Here is a 14,235-nt window from a genome sequence, read left to right as displayed (position 1 = left end):
CTTGGTGTTCATGCCGCCCTTTGTCCGGCCAATCAGGCGTCCACGCCCCCCTTTTTCACGCCCATGCTGGTCGCTGTTCGGTGTGCCTTCAGGTAAGTGGCGTCGATCATCACAGTCTTCTTTTCGCCATGCTCGGCGGCCAGACCGGCCATCATCCGGGCGAAGATGCCCTTGTCACTCCACCGTTTCCAACGGTTGTACAGCGTCTTGTGCGGCCCATAGGCAGCAGGGGCATCGCGCCACCGTAAACCATTGCGATTGATAAAAATAATTCCACTCAACACGCGCCGATCATCAACGCGGGGTTTGCCGTGTGACTTGGGGAAGAAGGGCTCAAGACGCGCCATCTGCGCATCCGTCAGCCAGAAGAGATCAGACATGTTCACCGCTCGTTTTTCGAACTGTGAATCACGCGGCCAACCGGAAATCAATGGGTCCTGACCCTAGCGGGGGGCCTGCACGCCGATCATGGCCACTGCTGCGCTGCATGAAGAACGCGCAAAATGGTCACCATCTCAGGGCTTTCAGCATAAACCACAATGTAGTTTGGCCGAACAACCATCTCCCGGGTCCCATCGACACGGCCCGCGCGGTACATTTGAGGGTGTTCTGGAAGAAGGGACGTCTTGTGTTCAATCTCATCTTTGAGAACTTGGGCGGCATCCGGGTTGTCGTCAGAGATGTAGTCAATGATTGCCAACAGATCGGCTATGGCCGTGGCTTTCCACTCAAGATTTGGCAAGGCGCTTCCCGTCAATCAATGCCTGGGCGTCTTGCATCGCCATGGCATGGGACGTCGTAGGCCTTGGATCGTCCAGCGCTTCCTGTACCTTCGCCCGGAACCAGGCGTCATAGGCATCCGGATCAGCAGTCAATCCGGCAGGCAAGCCGCCTTCTGCGGCCACGCGGGTCAGAAGAATACGCACCGCGTCGGAGAGCGTCAGACCGACGCCCGCAAGTGCGTCCGAAGCCTGTGCTTTCAGCTGATCGTCAACACGGACATGAAGCATGGATGTTTGGGCAGGCATGGATGGTCCTCCAATTTATAGGAATGATGTATCTCATTTGAGATACGATTTCAAGCCAGTAGCATCTGCGCTCGTGGTCCCTTGGTGTTGTCTCAGCGGGAAACTTAGCCTCCCTGCCCCGCCAGAAACTCCGCCAGCACAGGACTGGCCTCGCCCTTTGCGGAGCTGAGCAGCTCCGAGCCCGCAAGCGAGGCTCGAGACAGGCGCACGAGCCCGCCGGTTTCCTCGATGCGGTAGCAGCGGCGTTTTTGCCGCTCCCGCCTGTAGTGGGTCGCGGTGACGATCTGGCAGGTGCTGCCATCGGTGAGCGCCACCGGGGCGGCGAGCCTGATCTTGTCACCCTCCTCGTAGTCTGGAATCGACGCCCAATCCCGGCAGCGCTGACGCCAGGCATGGGCGTAGCTGTCCGGGTCTTTCAGGTCGGAGAGAAGCTCGATCAGCCCAATGGGAGCACGAGACTCGTTCGGGCCAGCACTTTCCTCCATGTCCTTGTAGCCCCAGCAGCCGTCATCGTATCGGGTGAGGAAGACAGCCCCGAACGTGATGGATCCATCCGCATCGGTGACATAGGTCGTGTCTTCGACAGGGGTGCCGCCGAGATTGGTGACCCTTGCCGCCGCATACCAAGTGGAGCCGACCTTGCAGGCCTTGACCAGTTCGGTTTTGCGCGTGTCGCCCTCGAAGGTGCAAAGCCGCGTGATTTCCGCCTTCTCATCCGCGTAGGATTTGACGCGACGGTCCGTGTAGAAGAGCCAACCCATCACGCCACCCTCCGATCATCGAGTTCCATGAGCGCATCGAGCGGCACGCGATAGGGCTGCATGGCGTCGAAATCCTCGCAATTGCCGCAGTTCTGCACGATCGCGAAGGTGTCGCAGGCATCCTTGAGGATGACCCGGAAGATGCCGCCCAGGCCCGAGGGCACTTCGTAGGTCCCGCCGATCAGATAGTCCGAGGCCCGGCGCACGAAGACGCGGATGCTGTGGCCATCGGTGGCGAGGCAGATGGCCCCCTGCCCCCGGTCGATGAGCACCTGCACGTCGTCAAGAATGTCCGTGTAGAACTGGCCGGTCAGATCGCGAAACGCCATGCGGCGCTGCGCCATCCAGTCGGCATCCCGAAACGGGTTCATGCCTTGGGCGAAGGCGAAGGACGGATCGGCCTGTTCGGTCGTGACGATGCGGGTGGTCGTGCCGTCGATGCCGTTCGAGCGCAGATGCACGCCGTTGCCGACGATGAGGATCAGGGCCGGCCTGTCCACGGGCCCGTTCCAGTTGGGCAGGAAGGTTTTGCAGGCGCGCGCATGGGCGATCTGCGCCGCCACGGCGGAGGCGGAGAACTTGAGAATAGCCATGGGGATGTCTTTCCGTTGGGTATGAGAAGATAGACCCGCGCAGGCGAAAGGGCTTGCGCGGGTCGCGTGAGGACTCAGGCCGCTTGCGCGATCTCGCTGTCAGGCTCCGGGGTTTCCGCAGTGGTCTCCGCCTCATCAAAGGCGACACCGTTGGTCTGCATCATCGGCGGGCACCAGGCGGCCACAGCAGCGCGCTGCGCGTCGGTGAGGGTGGCGAAGGGTTCGGCGAAGAGCTTGTCGCAGAAGGCGACGATCTCCTTCTTGCTTGACGAGGCCAACGTTACCGCCTCCTGAGCGAGGCCCAGATCCTCGCCGAGGATCTTCAGGAGCCAAGCCTTTTTGAAGCGGTTGAAGAGCGCCGCGTTCGGCGTCCAATGCACGCGGATATCGGGCATGATCTCGATCTCGAAGTCATGCATCAGGCTGTCGCGCTGCCGGTCCCTGGCAAAACAGGACTGCGTGGTGTTGGCCGTCGCATAGGCGACGAGCTTGGCCTTCTCACCCGCCTCCAGCGCGCGAAACGCCGCAAACTGATCGGCGGGCGACCGGGCCTCGTCCAACCAGGACAGATTGAGCGCATCATGGGCCACAGCAACTTGCTCGAGCGAGGTCTCGTCGATCTCGTCCATCTTGGCATGGCTGCGGTATTCCTTGCGGGCCTCGACCTTAATCGCCTGCGTGACACTCATGCCGCTGGTCAGAACATCACTGACCAGCTTGAAGAGCGTCAGATCGAGCGTGGCCTCGGGATGCAGCGCCATCGCGGCCCCAAGGGCCATAGCCCTCTCGGTCTTGAGGTCCTCTGCCAGCGAGGCCGGATAGGTGATTTCGCCGGCGTCCGAGGTTCCCTCCCCTGTGGGATCACTCGCGGCGCCGCGCGCGCCCTCGCCTTTCACGGTGTCCTCCGGGCGGACGAGGCCAATATGGAGCGTAATCTTTCCACCCTGCCACGACGCAATCACCCCTGACCGCGCGAGATCCTCGGCGCTGTATGCTTCCTGCAGGTCGCGGGCTTCCTCTTCCAAGGCGTCCACGCGCTCGTAGAGCGCATTGTAGGTATCATCCTCGAGCCCCTCATCCTCCATTTCGAGCTGGAGTTGCTCGAGTTCGGCGGTGATCTCGTCGATGCGCTTTTGGCCGGCCTCATCTGGCTCGATCGGGCCGGGATAGACGCGGCCATATTCGGCCATGGTCGCGTAGTCATTGCGCACCATCGCATCTGCCCAGGCAAAGCCCAGCCTTTTGCGAGCCTCTTCGGCGGCGGCACCGAGCTTCTCGAGCAGGATGGTTTCGACCAGCGCCGCATCCTCGAGCACCGAATGCTCCTCTAGCAGATCGGCCGCGACAGCGCCGCCGCGGGCCTCGTAGTCCGCGCGCACGAAAGCCCCGATATCATCGCTGACCTGCACCCCGCGGGATTTGAGCGCCTGACGGACGGTATAGGCCTGCAGGTAGCTGTCTTCCTTGGTCAGCGCCTCGTAGACCTCCTTCTGCACCTGCTGGCTCGGGTGCTCAGCGAAAGCCTTCATCGTGTCGAGCGTGATCGTCTTGGCCCGAGCCGCAGCGCGGATGTAGGGGTGGATCAGCCCGTAGCGCAACCGGCCTTTGACGGCGGCGACGGTCGTGCCGAAGGTCTTTGCGATGGTCTCGGGCGACTGGCCATCGATCTCCATCATCCGGGCGAAGGCCTCGAACTCATCGATGGCGTTCATCGGGGCTTGCGTGATGTTCTCGGCGAGCGACAAGGCCGTGGTGACGTCGCAATCCTCCGGCACGAGGCGGCAGTCGACCTTGGTTTTCGCGGTGAACCCCTTCTCGCTTTTGTCCGCGACCAGTTCCTTCAGGGCGGCATGACGGCGACCGCCTGCGAGTACGGCATATCTACCGTCGATCTTCTGAACCAGGAGCGGCTGGAGGAGACCCAGCACGGCGATGCTGGCTTTCAGATGTGCGATGTTCTCGGGGTCGTAGGTTTCCGGAGAGTTGCTGCGGACGTTGGCGGGGTGTGCAGTCAGATCGCCGATGGCGACAGAGACGGGTTTGAAACTTGCGGTCATGGGATGTCCTTTTAGGTGGGTTTGGAGCGGCCCGCGTATTCAGATGCGCGGCCAATCCCCGTCTTCAGGGATCACGACGACAAAAGGCCCACTCTCCCTTTTAGGGGTCAGTGGGCCTTCATCGCCTGGGGTGTAAGGAGAGGGTGTCCCCTGCCCTACCAGTCGCGCGCCAGCATGATGGTCAGCACGCGCATTGTGGTGGCAGGATTGTCCGGGGTCTCAGCCCCGTAGCGGAAATCGGAATCCGCCTCATAGAGATCGATTTTCCAGAACACGGTCTCGCCGCGGATCTCGACCGCCCCGAAATCATGCCATCCTTCGGGATCGTTCTCGGGCTCGAAGGTCTCGAACATGCCCGTGGCCTTCACCGCCTCGGCCATGAAGCCGTCACCAGCCTCCATAATCGAGCGGGTGACATGCATGCGGCCCTGGATGGGCTGCTCAGGCGGCACCCCGAGGCACGCGAGCTTGCGAAACGCGTCGTTCTGCGCCGCGATCACACTCGGATCAGGGCGGTCTGCGTGGGGTTGTGCGGTGATGGTCATTGGGCATTCCTCTGAGAAGTTGAAACACCCAATCCAAAGCCCACTTTTCCTTTTCCGCACGGCGGATGAATCGAGGCCGAAGGCGCCCTACCCGAACAGCCCCTTGGGTCTGTAATTGGGGTTGGGGATGTTTTCGATCCAGCCGCCCTGTTCCTTGATGGTCTCGAGCGCTGCCGAGAGTGGATAGGCGCCCTCGGATGGGCTCCACCAATATGCTCCGCGTTTGAAGGTGATGATCTTGCGGCGGCCACCTTCAAAGCAGGCCACACGCAGCGTCTTGGGTTCCTTGCGTGACATGGGCGTCTCTGTTCTCCCTGTGGTCAGGCGGCCTCGGCGTCCTCCCCTGCCCTCCCCGCCTCCGACCGAGCGATCAGGTAGTCGCAGGCGCGCTGCGCGTCAGCGGCGTGCTTGAATATGGCGCCCTTGTCCGAGCGCAGAACGCGCAGCCAATTGTAGAGATACGCTGCGTTCATCTCGAGCGTATGGGCCGTAAAGCCGAGCGTCTGGCCAAGGAACACCGAGGTCAGCTCGGCGACGATCTCTTCGCGGGCATAGGCCGTATTTCCGAAGCGCGAGAGGCCGTAGTCGCGGTTCATCCGATGGCGCGCCTTGGTGGCATGGGCCAGCTCATGGGCCCAGACCCCGTAGAAATTCCGCGGGTCCTGGAACCGCGCAATCGACGGCATGAAGACCTTGTCCACGGGGGGCAAATAGTACGCTTCCGTCCCCGTGAAGACGGTCGTGATGTCGATGGCGTCGAAAAACGCCTGCATGTGCGGGATGGGCTCGGACGGCGGATGTTCGGGTGTTAGCTCAGGGTCGGGATAGAAGCTCTCGGGCAGGCCCTCGATCTGGCAGGCATTGAACACGCGGTAGGATTTCTGGAAGCGGAAGATGCGGGCTTCCTCAGAGCTATCATCCCCATCGCTGCGACTGTCCTCATCGGCGGCGTTCGTCCGGCTTTGTCCGTAGTAGACGACGACAGACGACTTCTCGCCCTTGCGAACCTTTGCGTCCAAGGCATTGGCCTGCGGCAACGTCATCCAGAAGGGCGAGCTGTGGCCCGCCATCACCGTTCGCATCGTCAGCAGGAAGTTGTTCACGCCCTGGTAGGGTTCACCGCCCACGCGCAGGGGACGAGAGCTGCCGCCAGCGGTCCAGGGCTTGCGCCAGGGCAGGACGCCGCGCTCAATGATACGGATGATTTCGTTTGTGATGACCTCGGAGGCATCGAATTTGGGCATGCGGGATCGGGCCATGGCTGGCCTCCTTTCGAGTGTTGGTGAGGGGGAGTTACGACTAGGTTGACCGACAGAGCCGTGGATCGTTGGTGATGCTCGCACCGAGCTCTTCGACCATGTCGATGTAGCTGGTCAGCAAGACAGACCCGCCGGGACCCGAATGGTCAGGGTCGACCGATCCGTCCCGCGTCACCCGCGGCAGGTTGGCGAAGGCAATGACATCCGTGACGGGTCGGACATCGATGAACGGGGTTCCTCGTGCGACCGCGAGGGCGGCCAAGGGAAAGCGCTCGATCGGCGCGAAGGTCGACACGGTGGTCCAACCGAGATGGATGAACGTGCCGCCCTCTCCGCAGATCACATGCGCGTTTGGCAATGACGCCGCCTGTCTGAGATGGCCGAGATCACGCAGGACGGTCTGGCGTTCGAGCCGCTGTGCCAGCACCGTCTGGCTAGTTCGGCGCAGCTCTCCATGCCGCCACCACGAGGCAGCGGTCGTGCGTAACACGCGCAAGACACCTATTTGCATGGGAATGCCCTTCGTCAGGAACGGCAGACCGGAACCCGGCCCGGACCCATCTGAGGGACCCCAAAGGCCCTCATCCGTCAGTCACAGAAATCCGAAGTCCACTTTCCCTTTTCACCAGCCAACTGGTCCGGGGGAACGGCCGAGGGTCCGACACCACCGCGGACCCCAGTGACTGCATGCAGTAAGTGGCGGTTCCGGTCCAAGATCGGCAAGCCATAGCGGCAACCCCGGTCCGACTGCTGCAGTCTTTCTCATAGTATCAATAACTTATCTGACGTTCTCGATCGGCAAAAGCGCTCCAACGGCGACTTCTCAAGCCCAAAAATCAGGATTTGCTTCGTTCATAGCAATGCGGCGTTACGGATTAGCATGGGAAAAGAAGTCACATTACCTCCTGACAGCTTGTATTTCAGCAATATTGCCGCTATATACCGTCAGTATCACTGTAGGAGCATAGATCATGCACATCACGAACTTTGCTGAAGCCGGGCAATTCGAACCGCGCAAGATCGCCGCGGTGCTACGCACATCAGCAGAAGAGATCGCATTGACTGTCGGCTTGGGCAAAGACGCGTTGCAGAGGCGAGCCCGCATCGGTTCGGACAAGACTCAGCGCCGCCTGCGCGAATTGGTAGAGGTGCTGAACAAAGTCGAGCCCCGCTTCGGCTCAGAACTGATGGCCTATGCATGGTACCGGTCAGAGCCCCTGCCCGGCTTTGATGGCCGGACAGCCATGCAGCTGGTGCAGGAAGGCAAAGCGCAGCAAGTTCTGGAATACATCGATGCGGTTGATGCGGGCGTCTTTGCCTAAAGCGCGCCCCGCCAAGACATGAGACACCGATACCCTGTCACACTTCGTGTTCTCGGGACATCGGTGTCACACACTATATTTTTGATTGGCGGGACGCTGAGATGCCGCTGAAAGATGGACGCTACACAGGGCCGCTCTATCGCGCCCTGAACCCGGTCTATGCGCGTGAACCTCTGTCCGGACGAGGCGCTGAACTCTATGGAGGGCGCTTTACCGCCAAGGGCACCCCTGCCCTCTACACCTCGCTGGATCCCGCGACCGCTCTTAGAGAAGCCAACCAGGTCGGCAGCCTGCAACCCACGATCCTGGTGTCCTACAAGGCCGACCTTGGGCCTATTTTCGATACCCGCGATCAGGACAGGCTCGAACGGTATGGTATGACTACGTCAATGCTTGCCGACCCTGCATGGCGCATGAAGATGCTCGATGGCCAACCTGTGCCGACACAGAATTTAGCAAGCGCCCTCATTGCGGATCGGTTTGCGGGGCTTCTGATCCAGAGTTTTTCGAAGGGCGCGTTGTCATTGGACTTCAACATCGTGATGTGGGCCTGGTCTGGCAATAAAGGTTCTTTGGAAGTTGTGGATGACGAAGAGCGGCTGTCGCGAATGTAACGGATACCCCCGCTATTCCTTCCGGCCCATGGCGCGCTGGACCTCACCCAGCGTCGGGATCGACGCCGAAGCCCCTTCTCCCAAGACCGAGAGCGCCGCCGCCGCACTGGCGAGGGTCATGGCTTCACCGATGGCCGCGCCCTGTGCCAATGCGCTAATGAAGAACCCGAAAAGAGTGTCACCCGCGCAAGTTGTATCGACGACCTTTTCTACCCGGACAGCCGGCTTCGAGACGGCCCCTTCGGTAGGTGATACACCGCGCCCTCGGCCCCGCGCGTCACTAGGATTTCGGGCAGGTAGGCACTCTCGACAGAGCGGCCCAGCCGGTCCTCAAAGGCGGCGGCCTGGAGAGCGTTCATCGAGATCAGATCGACGTGAGGAAGAAGCGCCGTCACCGCCTCAACATTAAATGGCGCGGCAACATAGCCAACCTTTAACCTGCGCGCGCGCGCCGCCTGCGCGGCCTCAACGCCCGTGTTTGTTTCGTTCTGAAGCACTAGCCACTCGCCCGCCTTGGCCTCAGCCAGCCCCCCTCGATCATCTCGCCCGTCAGCGCCTCGTTTGCGCCGGGATAAATGGTGATCGCGTTTTCGCCGCTGTCGGCCACCTGCACGATAGCATGCCCCGTCGGCACGTCGATGTGCGCGATGTGGCGCAGGTCGATCCCGGCCTCGCCCATCTGTTCGAGCACACAATCGTCTGCCCCGTCCCGCGACACCGCCCCGATGTGCACGACTCTTCGGAGGGCAATCGACGGGCGCGGGCATGTAATCAATCTCGGCCTGAAAGCGATACGAGAGACAATGGTCACGAAAGCCATTCTACCCAAAGTGATTGACGAAGTGAGGTTTCGTCATCTCGACGAGATTTGCACCGACAAAGCGTCGTCGAAATGCAAAGCGATCCAGAATGAGAACCGGCGCTTTGGCCCACAACTCGATCGCATTGCACATACCGACAACAAGCAGCAGAACAAGCCTACCGAAAGCGACCCCGCCGCCCTAAGAAAGGTCCGAGCTCTCGAGAAGGTCTCTTGCTGGAGCGTTCAGATTGAGTGGCCGGGCCCGACGGCCCGGCGCTTGACTTATTTCCAGGGTGTCTCTTCCCAAATGTTGGCGGCGACGCCATCTTGCTTTGCAGCGGTAGCGGCAAAGTCTTCGCCTAACATGAATGCAATCGGGTTGCCCTGCTCGGCCATCATCGCCTGGAATTCCGGGTTCTCGTTGACAGCAGACAGCGCGGCGCGCAGTTGATCTGCCAGTGCGGGGTCCATCCCCGCGGGCGCAACGATTCCGCGCAGCGATGACATTTGCACGTCAAAGCCCAACTCCTTGGCCGTTGGTACATCCGGGCGGAAAGGCGAGCGTTCGTCTGCCAGCACCGCCAACACACGCAGTTCGTCGGGGAAGCTGGTCGTCTGGCCAAGCGTCATGGTTCCTGCCGCCACGTGGCCGCCCATGATCGCGGTGCGTGCGTTGGATGCGCCCTTGAATGGCACCAGCGTGAATTCAGCGCCACTTGCCGCCTGCATCATGTTGGCGCTGAAATGATCGTTGCCACCAAGGCTGGACAGCCCAACGGTGATCGCGCCCGGATCGGCTTGAGCCGCCTCCAGCAACTCGCCCAGCGTCTGGAAGGGCGAGGAGGCCGCGACGGTGATGGTGTTCGGATCCTCGACGAAATTCGCGAGATAGGTGTAGCTATTCACGTCATAGTCCGCTTCGCGGTCATGGGTCAACGCCAGCGCCGCGGGCAGGTTGAACGTTCCCAAGGTGTATCCATCAGGCGCGGCCGTGGCCACCTCGGTAAAGCCGATCTGGCCACCAGCGCCGGGCATGTTCTTGACCACGACCGATGCGCCGTCACCCAGTTCCTGTTCCAGGAACTGCGCGACCGTGCGTGCCATGATGTCGGTGCCGCCACCGGCGGAATATCCGACGATCACTTCAACGGGTTTCTCGGGGTAGTCTGCCAGTGCGACGGTGGCCGATAAACCAAGCGCGATTAGCGCGGTTAGGGTCTTCTTCATGACGGTATCCTCCTATGGTCATGGATGAAAAATATTCTGGTCGATGCCGTAGGTCCGCGCCGCGCTGCGCCAGAACAAGGCGTCTTGTTCGGTCTCGTTCAACTGTGCGGCGAGGCGTTTGAAGGCGTTCCAGAGTATCCGATAGCTGACTTGCCCTTTGTCCACGGGGAAGTTGCTCTCGAACATGGCGCGGTCGGGGCCGAACAGGTCGAGGCAAGTGTCCACCCACGGGCGCCAATCGTTTGCAAGCGCCACCGACAGCGGCGGCATAGGCGCATCGGCATAGCGCCAGCCAAAGACACCAAGGCCGAAGCCGCCAATCTTGATCCGTGTGTTTGGAAATGCGGCGACGGCAGCCAATGAGTCTCGCCATGCGTGGAAATTCTCGGGAGCATTCCGGTCATGAGGGCCGACGCCCAATGGTCCGCCGCAATGATTAACAATCACGGTCAGGTCGGGCACGTCTTCGGCCAGCGCGCGGACCTCATCCAGTTGGGTCTGGTAGGCCCAGATATCCAGAGACAGGCCCTGCGCGGCGACGGCGCGTGCACCGTCGCGAAAGGCATCCGTGCGCAGAAGGCCGTCGGGCGGTGGTGTCGGATTTGATCGCACTGCCGGGTCGGCATGCCACGCGGTCGTATTGCGGATGCCTTTAACGCGGCCTTCCCCGGCGTGGATCAAAGCTTCCAGCACCGGGCGCACTCGGTCACCCAGCTGCAGGTCCGCCATGGCGACCATGCCCACCGGGAAATGTTCATAACCGCGGGTCCAATTCAGCACCGTCTCGACCTCGCCCACCGGGCGCAATTCATATGGCCCGTCCAATCGGTAACCAGTCCGACACTGCACGTAGAGGCTGGCCCGAACGTCATGGCCCGCGCCGACATCCGCCATCAGCTCTTCCGACCGATAGCGCCCCTCCGGCCTGTCCCACATGTGGTGATGGGCGTCAAAAATCGGTTGCCCCGGCACAAGAATCTCTTCTTGTGACAGGGCAAGCCAATCCTCGCGGACCTTATAGTGCGGGCTGGCCATCAGGCTTTCTTGCGGCCGTCGACAAAGCGCTTTTTCAGCGTCGGGCCGACGATCACAGCGATGGTTAGGGCGACGAGGATCAGGCTTGTGGTGTTCTGGAACAGGACCATCGGATCGCCGCGTCCGATCCGCAATGCCAAACGCAGGTTTTCTTCCGCAAAGCCACCCAGGATCAAACCAAGTACGACGGGCGGCAACGGGAACTTCAGGCGGTCCATAACCCAGCCGATCGCGCCGAAGCCCAGCATCAGGTAGACGTCGAACATGCGCCCGTGGATCGAATAGACGCCGATCAGCATCAGAACGATGATCACCGACCCCAACAGCGGGCGCGGAAGGTTCAGCAGACGGGCAAAGGAGTTTGTCGCCAGCGACCCGCCCAACAGCACCAGCAGGATCGCACCGAACAGGAACTGCCACATGAAGCCGAAGACGATATCGGGGTTGTCCCGGAACAGCATGGGCCCCGGTTGCAGGCCATGCACCAGCAAGCCACCTAGCATGACCGCCGCGACGGCGGTGCCCGGGATGCCCAACGTCAGCGCGGGGATCAGAGCCGACGCGGTGTCGGCATTATTGGCGACCTCGGCAGCAGCGACACCCTCGGGCTCGCCCTCGCCCCAGGTTTCAGGGGTCTTCGAGGTGCGGCGCGCCTCGTTATAGGACATGAAGGCCGCCATCGACCCCCCTGCTCCGGGCAGGATGCCAATCCAGATGCCGATGAACGAGCCCCGCAGCCACGTCATGCCGAAACCCTTCATGCGCGGCAGCGCTTTCCAGATGGACTCGGTGCCGAGTTTGGAACTGTTCACACCATCGGTCTTCAGCGGCGTTTCCAGAAGGTCGATCACCGGCGGCAAGGCATAAAGACCGACCAGCAGGATCACGATGTTGATGCCATCCAGCATCTCCAGTTGGCCAAAGGTGAAACGATCATTGCCATAGATCGGGTCCGAGCCGATGACCGAAACGAACACGCCGAAACAGGCCGAGATCAGCCCCTTGATCGGGTTACCCCCCAGCAGGAAGATGATTGAGGCGAGGCCGAACACCGCGACCCAAAACACCTCGGATGGTCCGAACAACAGTGTGACCCTGGACAAGGGTGGTGCCAGCAGCATCAACGCAAATGCCGAGGCAATGCCACCGAGGGCCGAGGATACGACCGCGACCTGCAGGGCAAAGCCCCCCTCGCCCTTCTGCGCCATCGGGTAGCCGTCAAAGGTCGTCGCCACGGCGGCGGGCGTGCCGGGGATGCGCAGCAACACGGCGGGTATCGCGCCGCCATACATCGCGCCATTATAGATGCCTGCCATCAGGCCAAGCGCGACAAGCGGCTCCAGCCCGAAAGTAAAAGGCACGAGGACAGAGATTGCCATGGTGGCAGACAGGCCTGGCATGGCACCTACGACGATGCCCGCGATGACGCCGATGATCACGGCGGCAAAATTAGTCCAAGCGAAGACGTTGGGCAGAGCGTTCAGAAGATCAGCATACATGGTTCAATGCCCCCAAAAACGGCCAGCGGGAAACTCTTGCGACATCCCGAAATCAAAGATCGCCCAGATGATGCCGACAACGATGACCGTCGCGATGGCAAGACCCACGGGGCTGCGATAACCGAACAGCCACGCCACAAGTGGGATGGTCGTGACGGTGCTGACATAAAAACCGATGAAGTCGGTCGCCAGCGCATAGGTGACGATAAGCAGGAAAGCCCCGATCACGCGCCTTGGCGATTGGGTCATCGGCTGCGACTCTTCGCCGTTGGCAGCCTTGCGCTGGTCATAGACCAACAACAACACGGACAGCACGATCAGGCCGATGAGCATGGCGGCGGGCAGCAGCGCGGATATCGCGCGCAATTCGAATGTCGGGATCAGGAACCCGGCAGATACCACGACAATGCCGAATGCTGTCAGGGTCTCGGGCCTTGTCAGGCGGGATTTACGGCTCTGGGGCATGGGTCGCTCTCGTGTCAGGGAATGATAAAGCGCGAGGGCTGGTGTGCCACCCCCCGCGCTGTGTGCTTCAGTTCCAGGGGGTGGTTTCCCATACACCCTCGGCAAGGTCATAGAGATCCGAGGTCAATTGCTTGAACTCTTCGCCGGTCACGACTTCCACCGGGTTGGCGGTCGCAGCCATGGCATCGAGGAACTCCTGATCCGAGGAAAGTTGGCTAAATGCGTCCATCAGCTTTGCCTGGATGTCTTCGGGCAGGCCAGCTGGCGCGACGAAGCCGCGCATGGACCCGTTCACCAAGTCCAAACCCTGCTCCTGAAAGGTCGGCAGATCGGGCGCAAAGGGCGAACGTTCCTGTGTGGCGACGCCCAAGACATTCAACTGGTCCTGAAACTCGGCCACTTCGGAGATATTCAATATGCCCATCGCGACGTGGCCACCCAACAGCGCGGTCCGAGCAGGGGCCGAGCCTTTGAACGGCACGATGGTAAATTCGGTCTCGGTGGCGTTTTGCAGTTTGATCAGGGCAAAGTGATCGTCACCACCAAGGCTCGACATGCCGACTGTCACAGCAAAGGGGTTTTCCGTTGCCTCGGCAATCAGCTTGTCCAGTGTGTCCAGGCCGCTGCCTGTTGATGTCACAATCACGTTGGGGTCGTTTACGACATTGGCGAGGTAGGTGAAGCTGTCGCGATCATAATCGGCTTCACGGTCGATGGTGCGCGCCATCATGCCCGGCAGATTGAAGGTGCCCAGCGTGTAGCCATCGGGATCGGCATTGGCAACCTCGGTCACACCAATCTGACCGGATGCGCCCGGCATGTTCTTGACGACGATGCTTGCATCTTCGCCCAGATACCTTTCGATGAACGGGGCCGCGGTGCGGGCCATGACGTCGGTGCCGCCTCCGGCAGAATAGCCGACGATGACCTCGATCGGCCTTTCGGGATATTCCGCGAGTGCAGCGCCTGCGGTCAGGATCATTGCGCCTACAAGCGCGGTCTTATGCATGAGTTTCAACATGGTTTTC

At 61.2% G+C, this 14,235-nt stretch carries 18 protein-coding genes and 3 pseudogenes; 3 read left to right on the top strand and 18 right to left on the bottom strand.

The features are described 5' to 3' along the window. The 10 genes and pseudogenes from BLV97_RS18790 to BLV97_RS18745 all read right to left on the bottom strand — a co-directional run. Positions 1 to 380: pseudogene (locus tag BLV97_RS18790) on the bottom strand (IS5 family transposase); the annotation flags it as partial. An 86-nt stretch (positions 381 to 466) separates the two neighbouring features. Next, complete coding sequence (locus BLV97_RS18785; RefSeq protein WP_081824934.1) at positions 467 to 742, bottom strand: type II toxin-antitoxin system RelE/ParE family toxin; 276 nt, start codon at positions 740 to 742, stop codon at positions 467 to 469. After that, on the bottom strand, positions 729 to 1,028 hold the full coding sequence (locus BLV97_RS18780) for a type II toxin-antitoxin system RelB/DinJ family antitoxin (protein ID WP_035839501.1): 300 nt from the start codon (positions 1,026 to 1,028) through the stop codon (positions 729 to 731). The genes BLV97_RS18785 and BLV97_RS18780 overlap by 14 nt, the downstream gene beginning before the upstream one ends. Before the next feature lie 104 nt (positions 1,029 to 1,132). Continuing rightward, a complete protein-coding gene (locus BLV97_RS18775; protein WP_035839505.1) occupies positions 1,133 to 1,789 on the bottom strand; it encodes a DUF6927 domain-containing protein in 657 nt (218 codons plus the stop codon). After that, complete coding sequence (locus tag BLV97_RS18770) at positions 1,789 to 2,382, bottom strand: hypothetical protein (RefSeq protein ID WP_035839508.1); 594 nt, start codon at positions 2,380 to 2,382, stop codon at positions 1,789 to 1,791. Before BLV97_RS18770 ends, BLV97_RS18775 begins: the two co-directional genes overlap by 1 nt. Before the next feature lie 74 nt (positions 2,383 to 2,456). Beyond that, positions 2,457 to 4,439: a ParB/RepB/Spo0J family partition protein gene (locus tag BLV97_RS18765; RefSeq protein WP_092164193.1), complete on the bottom strand. Its 1,983-nt coding sequence runs from the start codon at positions 4,437 to 4,439 to the stop codon at positions 2,457 to 2,459. A 155-nt stretch (positions 4,440 to 4,594) separates the two neighbouring features. Next, positions 4,595 to 4,984 (bottom strand): DUF3768 domain-containing protein, encoded by a 390-nt coding sequence (locus BLV97_RS18760; RefSeq protein WP_035839520.1) that lies wholly within the window; start codon positions 4,982 to 4,984, stop codon positions 4,595 to 4,597. A gap of 87 nt (positions 4,985 to 5,071) precedes the next feature. After that, positions 5,072 to 5,281 (bottom strand): DUF6330 family protein, encoded by a 210-nt coding sequence (locus BLV97_RS18755; protein WP_035839522.1) that lies wholly within the window; start codon positions 5,279 to 5,281, stop codon positions 5,072 to 5,074. 23 nt (positions 5,282 to 5,304) lie between these two features. Beyond that, a complete protein-coding gene (locus BLV97_RS18750) occupies positions 5,305 to 6,243 on the bottom strand; it encodes an ArdC family protein (RefSeq protein ID WP_035839525.1) in 939 nt (312 codons plus the stop codon). A 40-nt stretch (positions 6,244 to 6,283) separates the two neighbouring features. Beyond that, entirely contained in the window at positions 6,284 to 6,754 is a 471-nt protein-coding gene (locus BLV97_RS18745) for a hypothetical protein (RefSeq protein ID WP_035839528.1), read from the bottom strand. A 460-nt stretch (positions 6,755 to 7,214) separates the two neighbouring features. Here BLV97_RS18745 and BLV97_RS18740 point away from each other — a divergent pair, with 460 nt between their 5' ends. After that, complete coding sequence (locus BLV97_RS18740) at positions 7,215 to 7,565, top strand: MbcA/ParS/Xre antitoxin family protein (protein ID WP_027264271.1); 351 nt, start codon at positions 7,215 to 7,217, stop codon at positions 7,563 to 7,565. A 101-nt stretch (positions 7,566 to 7,666) separates the two neighbouring features. Further along, entirely contained in the window at positions 7,667 to 8,179 is a 513-nt protein-coding gene (locus BLV97_RS18735; RefSeq protein WP_035839534.1) for an RES family NAD+ phosphorylase, read from the top strand. A 12-nt stretch (positions 8,180 to 8,191) separates the two neighbouring features. On the opposite strand, the pseudogene BLV97_RS21300 reads toward BLV97_RS18735, so the two are convergent. The 3 genes and pseudogenes from BLV97_RS21300 to BLV97_RS21295 form a co-directional block, all read right to left on the bottom strand. Continuing rightward, a pseudogene (locus BLV97_RS21300) lies at positions 8,192 to 8,359 on the bottom strand (hypothetical protein); the annotation flags it as partial. A gap of 29 nt (positions 8,360 to 8,388) precedes the next feature. Further along, complete coding sequence (locus BLV97_RS20935; protein ID WP_143037583.1) at positions 8,389 to 8,574, bottom strand: hypothetical protein; 186 nt, start codon at positions 8,572 to 8,574, stop codon at positions 8,389 to 8,391. A gap of 101 nt (positions 8,575 to 8,675) precedes the next feature. After that, a complete protein-coding gene (locus tag BLV97_RS21295) occupies positions 8,676 to 8,870 on the bottom strand; it encodes a hypothetical protein (protein ID WP_160169151.1) in 195 nt (64 codons plus the stop codon). Between BLV97_RS21295 and BLV97_RS22025 the strand changes: the two are divergent. After that, positions 8,818 to 9,180 (top strand): annotated as a pseudogene (locus BLV97_RS22025) (DDE-type integrase/transposase/recombinase); the annotation flags it as partial. The gene BLV97_RS21295 and the pseudogene BLV97_RS22025 overlap by 53 nt on opposite strands. An 83-nt stretch (positions 9,181 to 9,263) precedes the next feature. Here BLV97_RS22025 and BLV97_RS18715 read toward each other — a convergent pair. The 5 genes from BLV97_RS18715 to BLV97_RS18695 all read right to left on the bottom strand — a co-directional run bounded on the left by BLV97_RS18715 (position 9,264) and on the right by BLV97_RS18695 (position 14,228). After that, the gene (locus BLV97_RS18715; RefSeq protein ID WP_035839537.1) at positions 9,264 to 10,208 is read right to left on the bottom strand and encodes a tripartite tricarboxylate transporter substrate binding protein; all 945 of its coding nucleotides are present in this window, start codon (positions 10,206 to 10,208) and stop codon (positions 9,264 to 9,266) included. An 18-nt stretch (positions 10,209 to 10,226) separates the two neighbouring features. Beyond that, positions 10,227 to 11,243, bottom strand: a complete 1,017-nt coding sequence (locus BLV97_RS18710) for an amidohydrolase family protein (RefSeq protein ID WP_143037582.1) — start codon at positions 11,241 to 11,243, stop codon at positions 10,227 to 10,229. Then, positions 11,243 to 12,742, bottom strand: a complete 1,500-nt coding sequence (locus tag BLV97_RS18705) for a tripartite tricarboxylate transporter permease (protein WP_035839547.1) — start codon at positions 12,740 to 12,742, stop codon at positions 11,243 to 11,245. Before BLV97_RS18705 ends, BLV97_RS18710 begins: the two co-directional genes overlap by 1 nt. 3 nt (positions 12,743 to 12,745) lie before the next feature. Further along, positions 12,746 to 13,207 carry a tripartite tricarboxylate transporter TctB family protein gene (locus tag BLV97_RS18700; RefSeq protein ID WP_035839550.1) on the bottom strand — a complete coding sequence of 154 codons (462 nt, stop codon included), beginning with the start codon at positions 13,205 to 13,207 and terminating at the stop codon, positions 12,746 to 12,748. Positions 13,208 to 13,274: 67 nt separating this feature from the next. Next, on the bottom strand, positions 13,275 to 14,228 hold the full coding sequence (locus tag BLV97_RS18695; protein ID WP_035839553.1) for a Bug family tripartite tricarboxylate transporter substrate binding protein: 954 nt from the start codon (positions 14,226 to 14,228) through the stop codon (positions 13,275 to 13,277). Positions 14,229 to 14,235 lie beyond the last annotated feature (7 nt).

Origin of the sequence: Allgaiera indica (assembly GCF_900106675.1) — a bacterium.
Taxonomy (GTDB): domain Bacteria; phylum Pseudomonadota; class Alphaproteobacteria; order Rhodobacterales; family Rhodobacteraceae; genus Acidimangrovimonas; species Acidimangrovimonas indica.
This window is presented reverse-complemented; position numbering and strand designations above follow the sequence as displayed.